The following is an 11,681-nucleotide window of genomic DNA, read 5'->3' as shown; positions in this document are numbered from 1 at the left end:
AACAAGTAACATAAGTCTCCTCTTTTTATGATCATGGCCCTAGGAGTCCCCGCCGAGATGGCTGATTTAGACCAAGTATTAGCAGAAATTAGACGTGGTACCGACGAGATTTTACTCGAAGCGGATCTGCTGGAAAAACTCAAAGAAGGACGTCCGCTTCGTATCAAGTTAGGCGCAGATCCTACCGCACCGGATATCCATCTTGGACACACAGTAATTTTAAATAAATTAAGATTATTCCAAGAGTTAGGTCATGAAGTCATTTTCTTAATTGGTGACTTTACCGGTATGGTGGGGGATCCGAGTGGTAAAAATAGCACTCGTCCACCACTCACCCGTGAACAAGTATTAGCCAACGCCGAGACCTACAAAGAGCAGGTCTATAAAATCCTCGATCCAGCGAAAACCCGTATCGAGTTCAACTCCAGCTGGTTAGAGCCTTTGGGCGCCGCGGGAATGATCCGCTTAGCGTCACAGCAAACCGTTGCCCGTATGATGGAGCGCGATGACTTTAAGAAGCGTTATGCCTCGGGTCAATCGATTGCCATCCATGAATTTATGTACCCGCTGCTGCAAGGTTATGACTCAGTTGCTCTCAAGGCCGACGTTGAATTAGGTGGGACTGACCAAAAATTCAATCTGTTGATGGGGCGTGAGCTGCAAAAAGCCGAAGGTCAAAAGCCGCAAGCTGTGATCATGATGCCGCTGCTCGAAGGGCTAGACGGCGTGAAGAAAATGTCTAAATCGGCCCACAACTATATTGGCGTGAGTGAACCCGCTAATGAAATGTTTGGCAAGTTGATGTCCATTTCGGATGACCTAATGTGGCGCTATTTTGAGCTGCTGTCATTCCGTCCATTGACCGAAATTGAACAGTTCAAACAAAATGTGGCCAATGGTGCTAACCCCCGCGACATTAAAATCGCCTTGGCGAAGGAAATCATCACACGTTTCCACGATGAAGCCTCAGCCGACAGCGCACACCAAGCCTTTGTTGATCGTGCTAAGGGCATGATCCCCGACGATATCGAAGACATCGAGTTAGCCGCGGGTGAAGGTATTGCGATTGCTAATCTGTTGAAAGACGCGGATTTAGTGGCATCGACATCGGAAGCGATGCGGATGATCAAGCAAGGTGCGGTGAAGATGGACGGTGAGAAACTGGACGACAGCCGTATGATCTTATCTGCTGGTACTGTCGCAGTATTCCAAGTGGGTAAACGTAAGTTTGCCAAAGTGACTTTGGTTTAAGGTTTAAACCACAGACGTTACAGGAACAAAAAGAGCGCCTTAGGGCGCTCTTGGTTTTTAAGGCTTTTAATTCCACAAGATTTAAGGTGCTGTGTTGGCCTCGTGTTCGGCAATATTGCATCTGTCGGTGCCAAAATGTTGCCCATCACTGCATTTCCACGCTAACTGCGCCGAATCGACCTGCCACTGTTTCGCATTTTGTTTGAGGGAGATAATCAATAACATCTGTGGGTGTTGTTTGGAGAGTTCACTCACTTGATAGGTTAAAATGCTGTCTTTATTGGTTTGAGTCCGTACTAAAGTGAATTTATTGCCTGCGTATTGGCTGCTGATTTTACTGGGATCCTTGGACCAAGCTTGGTGTTGCTCCTGGGCGATACGTAATTGCTGATTGAAATGACTGACTGGCTGAACGGCATAGGAAACTATAATAGGCTGTAATGCTTGGGCTTTAGGTGCCAGCATTAAGCCATTCAGGGCGAGTAGGGCAATTAGTCCAACAAACTTCATACAAACCTCATTGAAACGAAACTGCTTAGCCAGATCTGAGGCATCTAGGCTCAGCAGTATTGACTCACTGTTGAGTTCGACCCATTTTTAAGGCTCAAGTTTCAATGCGGCGTAAATTTTGTGATTACTGCATCGCTAATTGGTCAGACATAGTCTGGTAATCGATAAGATCCACATGCTCAGTCACCCTATGATTGAGCATATCTAGCTTAAGGCTGGTGACTCCAGGTATCGCCACATCGATAATTTTGCCGGGTTTACCGAATTGTTCGCCCGGCCCCTTGAAGTGGTAGTTGCCGATCATCACTACGAGTGAACCCGCGTTATACATATGCTCGACATTGAAGTTATATTCCAGCACTCCCTCATGGGCGCGTTCTAAAAAATCGATAATAAAACGCCCGCCAGTGTATTTACGATTGGCGGTTTTGTCGAAGAAAACACTGTCGCGGTTATAGAATTTTCTGAGGGTCTTGTAGTCGTGTTCAGTCAACGCATTCATATATTTTATGGCTAACTGCTGTTCCTGGGGCATTTCACCTGAGTTGGCTTGCGCCGCAGCAGGATTGAGGGCCAGAACAAAGATAAAACACCAAATAAGACACAATATTCGCAAACTATTCCCTCTTGGTTTTGAGATCAAAGGCTGGTAACGACAGGTGCCATTTGATTGCGCTTAAGCGGATAATCAATGCACAGGTCATTGCCAGAAACAGCGCCGTTTTTTCCCCCATACCGTAGTGCAAACTCACGGTATAGCCAATACCACCGATAATGGATGCGGTGGCATAGATTTCTGTGCGTAACACCATAGGGATTTGTCTACACAGTAAGTCTCGAATAATGCCTCCTCCCACGCCCGTGATCAAGCCCATCACCACGGCAATCATGCCACTCAATCCCATATTGAGGGCTTTTTCGGCACCAATAACAGTAAACAATGCTAAACCTAGGGCATCGGCTACGGGCAAAGTGTATTGCGGCACCTTGCGTGGGCGACGCACTAACAATAAGCAAGCTATCACAGTTGCGAGTATGACTATGATGTAGTTGGGATCGCGGATCCAAAAAACCGGTGTCGCTCCTATCAGTGCATCACGGATACTGCCGCCGCCAATGGCCGTTACTGAGGCGAGTACAATCACGCCAAAGGGGTCCATCCTGTGGCGACCTGCGGCAAGGGCGCCGGATAAGGCAAATACGGCAGTGCCACATAAGTCAAAAAAGTAGATCCAATGACTCATTTACTCATCTCTTTGATATGGATATTTAAGGCATCCACGGAGATGCGAATTTCGATCACCGATAAAATCAGTGAGTAGAGTAGCAGTAACAAACTGGCGCCAAAGATTACTGAGCCGGTTTTGTTAAAACCGATATAAATAAAAATCATGCATAGCACGCACAGGGCAAAACTGGATACACCCGCTTCCTGCATCCTGCGAATGATACGGATCCGTTGGCTTAAGTTTTTAATTTGGTCCTTATGAACGGGTTTATCTCCGTTACTTAGTGTGCGGATCAATGCGGCAAGGGCAAAAAAACGATTAGTATAAGCCAATATTAACAATGAGATGGCCGGAAATAACAAGGCCGGAGTTGTTAATGAAACATGCATATTTTCGAGCACAATAGTCAGCCTTTAACTTCACGTTAAGATAAGTGGGCATCATATCACAGGCTTTGTAACCAACGTAAACCCGCCCAAAGTAATGGCAGTAGAATGATAAAGCTAAACCAAATTGCGCAGGCCCTAGAGGTGAGTTTCAGTGCCGGCGTTATGGTATCGCTTGTTGGCAGTGGGCCATGGCTTATCCTAGGAATATCAATGCGTTGACCCGCCAGTTTTTGTGGCCCGCCAAGTTCAATTTGTAAAATGCTGGCGACAAGGTTGACACTCAGTATATAGCCCCGCAGCGCAGGGTGATTCTTCGGGATACTAAACAGTTTGGCTAAGGCCCTAGGGCCGCCCTGAATGGCTATCGATAGACTCCAGAGCCAAGCAGGAATGGCGAGCAGCACAGTCGATAAACTATTGGCTGTGCGGCAAAAGTGTTGATACTGCGGCTGTATTGGTGGCCAGCTGAGTTCCAGTTGTTTAATCATACGTACCGCTAGCACCATAGGTGCGCCGGCGATGGCAAAAAAGAAGATAGTCGATGCTGTGCCGTAAATAGGTGAAGTGGCGAGTTTTTCAATAGTGGCTTTGGTTAAGCCGACTTCCGAGAGATTATCCGTATCACAGATAACCCAAGGTTGGAGTAACTTTTTTGCGCTGGCATTATCCTGACGTTTGAGTGCCTTAGCAATTTCATCAGCAACTTGGCTAAAACCCGCGTCACCTAAGCATAGATAGAGGACTAAGAATTCGAAAAACCATGGGAATGCGGCGAGTTCGAGTAAAAAAGTGATGATGGCCCAAAAGGGAAATACCAGTAGCAACATAGCCAAAAAGCCCGCCGTTGCCTGCTGACTTGGGGAGCGTTCTGGGCGATTGACTTTGGCAGCCAGTTGTTTGGCTAAATGGGTAAACCAAATGAGTGGCTGCATTTCCCGGGGCAGGGGCGCGAGGCGCGCCAGCAGCAGGGCGAAGAAAAGTACCAAAAAGCCCTCAAACAAAGCCCCATCAATTTCGACAAGCTGTTGATAAAAAGAACTGTGCATTCGGTACTTTCCGCTGAAGTTATATTAGTTTACTGAGCTTGGTTGTAATTGCTCGAGCAATAACATCACCATCAACGCCGAGTGGTAACCCGCTTTGACAAGGTAAGAGTCGAAGTCCACTGGAGAATCATTGTTCGCATTATCAGAGAGTGAACGGATCACGACAAATGGCACGCCAAACTGGTGGCACACTTGAGCGATTGCCGCGCCTTCCATTTCACAGGCGGCCATAGTCGGGAAGTTTTTGAGCATGGTTTGGGTGCGAACAGGATCGCAAATAAAGCTATCGCCAGTACAGATTAAGCCTTCTATGGCTTTCACTTCGCCTAACTGGGCAATGGCTTTGTTCGCCGCTTCAACCAAATATGGCGCAGGAATAAAGGCTGCGGGTTGCTGAGCCATCTGGCCAATTTCGTAACCAAAGGCGGTAACGTCCACATCGTGGTGGCGTACTTCCGATGAAATTACAATATCACCAATGGCCAGGCTATCGACAAATCCACCCGCAGAACCTGTGTTGATCACCGCATCCGGGGCATATTTCTCAATCAGTAGGGTGGTAGCTATACTGGCGGCAACTTTGCCTATGCCAGAGCGAGTCACTACTACGTCTTTACCTGCCAGTGTGCCAGCAATAAATTCAATACCAGCAATGGTTTGCGATGAGGCGTTTGTCATAGCCGCAATAAGATGGGCAACTTCTGGCTCCATTGCGCCAATAATACCAATTTTCATGGGAGACCTTTTTTAATTCAACACTTAAGAGTGGGACTGCAGAATGTTGGCTAATATAGCACACAGTTATGTGCTGTCGTTATGCTGAGGTATGATTAGGCTGGGGTAAAATGGGGTAGAGTTAACGAAAAATGCGCCCTAAGATGCGCATTTTTGCTTCATTCGATTGCGATAAGCCACAGGTAAATGGCTGGACTCGTTTGCACGAGTCCGAGGCTGAACAACAAAAATAGATTATTAATCTAAGTAGTTAAGAATGCCTTGCGCCGCATCGCGACCTTCGGCAATGGCTGTCACTACTAAGTCTGAACCGCGCACCATATCACCACCAGCAAACACTTTCGGGTTAGTGGTTTGGAATGGGTTTTCATCTAGCTTGCTCGCCTTGACTCGGCCCCATTGGTCGAGCTCAATCCCATATTCAGCGAACCAAGGTGCGGGGCTAGGTTGGAAACCGAAGGCGATAATAACGGCATCGGCTTCGAGCAGTTGCTCGCTACCCTCGATGATTTCGGCCCGTTGACGCCCACTCGCATCGGCTTTACCCATCACAGTTTCGACACATTCGACGCCGAGCACTTTGCCATCCTGGGTTTTAATCGCCACGGGTTGACGGTTAAACAGGAAGTTAACCCCTTCCTCCCGCGCGTTTTGCACTTCGCGGCGTGAGCCTGGCATATTCGCCTCGTCACGGCGGTAAGCGCACACTACGCTGCTGGCGCCTTGCCTAACTGCAGTGCGTACACAATCCATTGCAGTATCACCCCCTCCGAGCACCACCACACGTTTCCCCTCGAGATTAAGATAAGGGGTTTCTGGGTTTGAGGTGCCCATTAAATGATGGGTGTTGCCAATCAAATAGGGCAGGGCTTGGTAGACGCCTTGTGCCTCTTCACCCGCAAGGCCCGCTTTCATCGCGGTATAAGTGCCCATTCCGAGGAAGACGGCATCGTATTCTTCGAGCAGTGTAGCAAAGGGGATATCCTTACCCACAGTAACACCAAGTTTGAACTCAATGCCCATGCCTTCTAATACGCTGCGACGGGTCGCCATAACAGATTTGTCGAGTTTAAAAGAGGGAATACCGTAGGTGAGTAGGCCACCGATTTGGGGATATTTATCAAATACCACAGCCTTAACCCCATTACGGGCTAGAATATCGGCGCAGCCAAGACCCGCCGGGCCTGCGCCCACAATCGCCACTTTTTCTTTACGGGGCGTGACCTTACTCATATCCGGACGCCAGCCTTGGGCGATGGCGGTATCGGTAATGTATTTTTCGACATTACCAATCGTTACTGCGCCAAAGTCATCGTTTAAGGTACAAGCACCTTCGCAGAGTCTGTCCTGTGGGCAAACTCGGCCGCAGATTTCGGGCAGAGTGTTGGTCTCATGCACTAAATCCGCCGCTTCCATGATGCGGCCCTGCTGCGCTAGCTTCAGCCAGTTAGGAATATAATTGTGTAGTGGACACTTCCACTCACAGTAGGGATTGCCGCAATCTAAACAGCGGTCCGCTTGCTCTGCCACTTGAGGCTGAGCAAAAGGCTGATAAATCTCAATAAACTGAGTTGCACGCTTTGCCGCAGGGTGTTTAGTGGGGTCTTTGCGACCCACTTCAATAAATTGAAAATCGTTACTCATGCGCCATTACCCCGCTTTTACGGCTAATTCTGGGTTTGATTGCTCAAGTTTGAGCAGATCGGCAACCGCAATATTTTTAGGTTTAACTAATACAAAGCAATCCAACCAGTTACCAAAATCACTTAGGATCATCTTGGCATGTTCACTGCCGGTTTCGGCGACATGCTCTTCAATTAAGCCTTTTAAATGTTGTTGATGAATGGGTGATTCGAGTTTTTGAGTATCGACAAGCTCAGTGTTGACTCGGCGATTAAAGCGGCCGAATTGGTCGAACACATAGGCAAATCCGCCCGTCATCCCCGCGCCGAAATTCACCCCAGTTTTTCCAAGCACAACCACAATACCGCTAGTCATGTATTCGCAGCCGTTATCGCCTAAGCCTTCAATCACGGCAATTGCACCCGAGTTACGTACCGCAAAACGTTCACCCGCTTGGCCCGCGGCGAAGAACTTGCCGCCCGTCGCGCCGTAAAGACAAGTGTTACCAACAATGGCGCTGCGCTCGCTTTGGAATGGACTACCCAGCGGTGGATAAATCACTATCTTACCGCCAGACATGCCTTTACCTACGTAGTCGTTGGCATCACCGCAGAGCTTGAGTTCAAGCCCTGGGCTGTTCCATACACCAAAGCTTTGACCAGCACTGCCATTAAAGCTCAGCTTAATCGGTGCCTTAGTGCCTTTCACGCCGAGCGTGCTCGCGATATAACCCGACAGTCTTGCTCCCACTGAGCGGTCGGTGTTATTGATGCTGTAAGCGGCATCGAAAGACTCGCCCTTATCGACGGCACTTTGGCACTCGTTTAATAAATGCTGGTTAAGCAGTCCTAAATCCGCCGGTGGATTGGTTTCTTTCCATGTGCGCGATGTGCTGGCTTTGACCTTAGGCTGATACAGAATCGGCGCTAAATCGAGTCCGCGTTGCTTATCGGTTTGGCCTTCTAAGGTATGTAGCCACTCACTACGGCCGACTAAGTCCTCAAACTTACTGACCCCAAGGGTCGCCATCCACTCGCGGACTTCCTCGGCAACAAACTCAAAGTAAGTCATCACTCGCTCTGGCAGGCCGTGGTAGTGGTTGTCGCGCAGATTTTTATCCTGCGTTGCCACGCCTGTCGCGCAGTTATTCAAGTGGCAAATCCGCAGGTATTTACAACCTAGGGCGATCATAGGCACAGTACCAAAACCAAAGCTTTCGGCGCCTAATAACGCGGCTTTAATCACATCGGTACCGGTTTTTAAGCCGCCATCGACCTGCAGACGAATTTTATGGCGTAGACCATTTTCCACTAGGGATTGATGCACTTCGGCTAAACCTAGCTCCCACGGACTGCCCGCATATTTCACTGAGGTGATTGGGCTTGCACCTGTGCCGCCGTCATACCCTGAAATCGTGATCATATCCGCATAGGCTTTGGCCACACCGGTGGCGATAGTGCCTACTCCTGGTTCAGATACGAGTTTCACTGAAATCAGCGCTTTAGTATTAATTTGTTTTAAATCGAAAATCAGCTGGGCTAAATCTTCGATAGAGTAAATATCGTGGTGTGGCGGCGGTGAAATCAGGGTCACTCCGGGACGCGCGTGGCGCAGTCCGGCGATTTCAACGCTGACTTTATGGCCGGGTAATTGGCCACCTTCACCGGGTTTTGCACCTTGGGCCACTTTAATCTGCAACACATCGGCATTGACTAAGTAGTGCGCCGTGACGCCAAAGCGCGCCGAAGCAATCTGCTTAATCGCAGAGTTGCGCTCGGTATTAAAGCGACGAGCATCCTCGCCACCTTCACCCGAGTTAGAACGGCCGCCTAAACGGTTCATCGCAATGGCTAATGCCTCATGGGCTTCTGGGCTTAAGGCGCCGATGCTCATGGCTGCGCTATCAAAGCGAGGATAGAGTTGTGATGCTCCTTCGACATTAGCAATATCGATTGCCGTTTGTGTGCCCTTGATGCCGATTAAGTCGCGCAGTGTGGCAATGGGGCGATTGTCGACGAGTTCAGCGAATTTTTTGTAGGTGGCGAAGTCTTTGTCTTTCAATGACGCCTGCAAAGTGTTGACCACATCTGGGTTAAAGCAGTGGTATTCACCGCCTTCAATGTATTTTAGTAAGCCGCCTTGGGGTAATGGCACATGGGCGCGGTAGGCCGCTTTATGCAGCAGCGCTTGATCCTGGGCGATATCGGCAAAGCTTGCGCCTTCGATACGGCTGATAACGCCCTTAAAGCACAGTTCAATCACATCTTTGGCTATGCCTATGGCTTCAAATTGCTGGCTACAGCGGTAAGAACCCACAGTGCTGATGCCCATTTTAGACATGATCTTACGCAAGCCTTTTTCGATGCCATAGCGGAAGTTCAGCATCAAGGCCGTGGTATCGGTAAGATCATGGCGCTTCGCGAGATCTGAAATTGATTCATACACTAAATACGGATAAATCGCCGTTGCCCCAAAGCCAAGTAAAACGGCAAAGTGGTGTGGATCCCGCGCCGATGCGGTTTCAACAATGATGTTGGTGTCGCAGCGCAGGCTCTTATTGACCAGCATTTGTTGCACCGCACCTACCGCCATTGCCGCGGGGATGACTTGTGCAGACTGACCAATTGCACGGTCAGAAAGAATTAGCAGTGTGGTGCCGCTGCGGGCCAAACGCTCGGCTTCTGAGGTGATGCGACGAATGGCGTTTTCAAGCCCTTCCTTCGGATCGTAATTTAAATCGACGATATTGGCGCGATAGTAAGTGCTATCTAGGCCAAGTAACTGATTAAAATCACTGAATAATAAAATTGGCGAGTTGAACATTACGCGATAAGCGTGCCCTGTGGTTTCATTAAACAGGTTCTGCTCGCGGCCGATACAGGTCGCCAAGGACATCACGTGTTTTTCACGCAAAGGATCGATAGGCGGGTTAGTGACCTGAGCAAATTTTTGCCTGAAATAGTCGTACAGTGAGCGAGATTTTTTCGACAATACCGCCATTGGCGTATCGTCGCCCATGGAGCCAGTGGCCTCTTCACCCTGTTTAGCGAGAACCCAAATAACCTGCTCTAATTCTTCGCGGGTATAACCAAATTGCTTTTGATATTGCAGTAATTGTTCGTTACTCAACTCACTGGCACCGTGTTGCTCTGTGGTGAGTTGCTCTGCTGGGATCAAAGTGCGGCTGTTTTTTGCCATCCATTCTTTATAGGGATGGCGACGTTTTAAGTCGTTATCAATTTCGAATGACTGATACAGACGTCCGTTCAAAGTATCTAATACCAGTAACTCACCCGGTCCAACACGGCCTTTTTCGATCACTTCATCGGCGGCGTAATCCCAAATGCCGACTTCGGAGGCTAAGGTCAAAATACGATCTTTAGTGATCACATAACGTGATGGACGCAGACCGTTACGGTCAACGGCGCAGGCGGCATGGCGACCATTGGTCATCACAATACCGGCCGGGCCATCCCAAGGCTCCATATGCATAGAGTTAAAGTCGTAGAAGGCCTTTAATTCGTCATCCATTTCTGGATTACTTTGCCAAGCAGGCGGGATCAACAATCGCATGGCACGGTATAAGTCCATACCACCGGATAACAGCATTTCTAACATGTTGTCTAGGGATGACGAGTCCGAGCCCGTTTCATTCACAAAGGGCGCAGCCTGTTGCAAGTCGGGCAACAGTGGTGAATTAAATTTATAGGCACGTGCACGGGCCCATTGACGGTTACCCGTAATCGTATTGATTTCGCCGTTATGGGCTAAATATCTAAACGGCTGAGCTAATGGCCATTTAGGCGAAGTATTGGTGGAAAAACGTTGATGGAACAGGCAGATAGAGCTTTTTAAGCGAATGTCAGCTAAGTCGGGATAAAACGCGGGCAAGTCTACTGGCATCATCAGGCCTTTGTAGACGATCACTTGGCCAGACAAACTGGCGACATAGAAGTCTTTGTCGTCGATGATTTGCTGCTCTAAGCGGCGACGCGCCATATATAGACGGCGCTCCAAGTCTTTTTCACGCCAGCCGATAGGGGCGTTAATCAGCACTTGGTAGATTTGTGGCAGGCTAGCCTTACCGATTTCACCGAGTACATCGGGATTGACGGGGACCTTGCGCCAGCCCGCAATGCTCAGGGTTTCACGTTCAAGTTCACGCTCAAGGATAAACTTAGCTTGGTCGGCCAATTCATCATCTTGACTTAAAAACAGCATACCTACGGCAAACTTGCGGCTTAAATGCCAATCATTTTCCGCCGCTATCGCTTCAAAAAACTGTACGGGCAGTTGCATCAATAAACCACAGCCGTCACCTGTGCGACCGTCGGAGGCGATACCGCCACGGTGCTTCATGCGATCGAGGCCATGGATAGCCGTGCGCACGATACGATGGCTGGCTTCGCCATCCATCTGTGCTATCAACCCAAAACCACAATTGTCCCGCTCAAAACTGGGATGATATAAGCTCATACAAAAACCTCCCTAGACCTCAACTAATTACTACTCGGGGAGAAATGTAAAGACTTTCTATAGATATGCACCCGAACCACCCAAATTAGCCTGAGATTCACTAAAGGTCAAACCAAAATTTTGCATAAAATATGGGTATTAATTCATGTTTTATACACAAAGTACAATTAGCTTACGTTAACGTTAACTGATAAATGCGCTGTATAACATTATGAATAAAAAAGAATTTTAAAAACGATGATACTCATGATTTACCAAAATGTAACATTGCGGGTGATTGTTTTTGATTTAGAAATAGTGATTTTTATTGCAAATACAGTGGTGATATAAAAATTTAAAATAAGTGAATGGTTATTCTTTTTGGCTGTGCGTTAAATCACAAAATGTAAATGAAGTGGGAACTGTGACTCAGGTTATTGCAA

At 48.3% G+C, this 11,681-nt stretch carries 9 protein-coding genes; 1 reads left to right on the top strand and 8 read right to left on the bottom strand.

Features of this window, described 5'->3' with window-relative positions; genetic code table 11:
- The first annotated feature begins 57 nt into the window (after positions 1-57).
- Positions 58-1,251 (top strand): tyrosine--tRNA ligase, encoded by a 1,194-nt coding sequence (gene tyrS, locus MJO46_RS06750; RefSeq protein WP_253988660.1) that lies wholly within the window; start codon positions 58-60, stop codon positions 1,249-1,251.
- Positions 1,252-1,332: 81 nt separating this feature from the next.
- Here tyrS and MJO46_RS06745 read toward each other — a convergent pair whose 3' ends face one another.
- The 8 genes from MJO46_RS06745 to gltB all read right to left on the bottom strand — a co-directional run bounded on the left by MJO46_RS06745 (position 1,333) and on the right by gltB (position 11,259).
- Positions 1,333-1,761, bottom strand: coding sequence for a hypothetical protein (locus MJO46_RS06745; RefSeq protein ID WP_253988659.1), 429 nt, complete (start codon positions 1,759-1,761; stop codon positions 1,333-1,335).
- 124 nt (positions 1,762-1,885) lie between these two features.
- Entirely contained in the window at positions 1,886-2,377 is a 492-nt protein-coding gene (locus MJO46_RS06740; protein ID WP_253988658.1) for a nuclear transport factor 2 family protein, read from the bottom strand.
- 1 nt (position 2,378) lies between these two features.
- Positions 2,379-3,005 carry a trimeric intracellular cation channel family protein gene (locus MJO46_RS06735; protein WP_253988657.1) on the bottom strand — a complete coding sequence of 209 codons (627 nt, stop codon included), beginning with the start codon at positions 3,003-3,005 and terminating at the stop codon, positions 2,379-2,381.
- Positions 3,002-3,379, bottom strand: coding sequence for a DUF2721 domain-containing protein (locus MJO46_RS06730; RefSeq protein WP_253988757.1), 378 nt, complete (start codon positions 3,377-3,379; stop codon positions 3,002-3,004). The genes MJO46_RS06735 and MJO46_RS06730 overlap by 4 nt, the downstream gene beginning before the upstream one ends.
- 56 nt (positions 3,380-3,435) lie before the next feature.
- Positions 3,436-4,425, bottom strand: a complete 990-nt coding sequence (locus tag MJO46_RS06725) for a cobalamin biosynthesis protein (protein ID WP_253988656.1) — start codon at positions 4,423-4,425, stop codon at positions 3,436-3,438.
- Positions 4,426-4,449: 24 nt separating this feature from the next.
- The gene (locus MJO46_RS06720; protein WP_253988655.1) at positions 4,450-5,160 is read right to left on the bottom strand and encodes a 5'-methylthioadenosine/adenosylhomocysteine nucleosidase; all 711 of its coding nucleotides are present in this window, start codon (positions 5,158-5,160) and stop codon (positions 4,450-4,452) included.
- Positions 5,161-5,397: 237 nt separating this feature from the next.
- The gene (locus MJO46_RS06715) at positions 5,398-6,804 is read right to left on the bottom strand and encodes an FAD-dependent oxidoreductase (protein WP_253988654.1); all 1,407 of its coding nucleotides are present in this window, start codon (positions 6,802-6,804) and stop codon (positions 5,398-5,400) included.
- Between the two features lie 6 nt (positions 6,805-6,810).
- On the bottom strand, positions 6,811-11,259 hold the full coding sequence (gene gltB / locus MJO46_RS06710) for a glutamate synthase large subunit (RefSeq protein WP_253988653.1): 4,449 nt from the start codon (positions 11,257-11,259) through the stop codon (positions 6,811-6,813).
- Positions 11,260-11,681: the final 422 nt, after the last annotated feature.

The sequence above is a fragment of the Shewanella sp. KJ2020 genome (genome assembly GCF_024197625.1).
In the GTDB taxonomy this organism is placed as follows: domain Bacteria; phylum Pseudomonadota; class Gammaproteobacteria; order Enterobacterales; family Shewanellaceae; genus Shewanella.
The sequence above is the reverse complement of the archived record's forward strand: the minus strand, read 5'-3'. Positions and strand labels throughout refer to the sequence as shown.

Coding starts and splice junctions, on each gene's coding strand:
- tyrS (WP_253988660.1), top strand. CDS start 58: ATGGCTGATTTAGACCAAGTATTAGCAGAAATTAGACGTGGTACCGAC.
- MJO46_RS06745 (WP_253988659.1), bottom strand. CDS start 1,761: ATGAAGTTTGTTGGACTAATTGCCCTACTCGCCCTGAATGGCTTAATG.
- MJO46_RS06735 (WP_253988657.1), bottom strand. CDS start 3,005: ATGAGTCATTGGATCTACTTTTTTGACTTATGTGGCACTGCCGTATTT.
- MJO46_RS06730 (WP_253988757.1), bottom strand. CDS start 3,379: ATGCATGTTTCATTAACAACTCCGGCCTTGTTATTTCCGGCCATCTCA.
- MJO46_RS06725 (WP_253988656.1), bottom strand. CDS start 4,425: ATGCACAGTTCTTTTTATCAACAGCTTGTCGAAATTGATGGGGCTTTG.
- MJO46_RS06720 (WP_253988655.1), bottom strand. CDS start 5,160: ATGAAAATTGGTATTATTGGCGCAATGGAGCCAGAAGTTGCCCATCTT.
- MJO46_RS06715 (WP_253988654.1), bottom strand. CDS start 6,804: ATGAGTAACGATTTTCAATTTATTGAAGTGGGTCGCAAAGACCCCACT.
- gltB (WP_253988653.1), bottom strand. CDS start 11,259: ATGAGCTTATATCATCCCAGTTTTGAGCGGGACAATTGTGGTTTTGGG.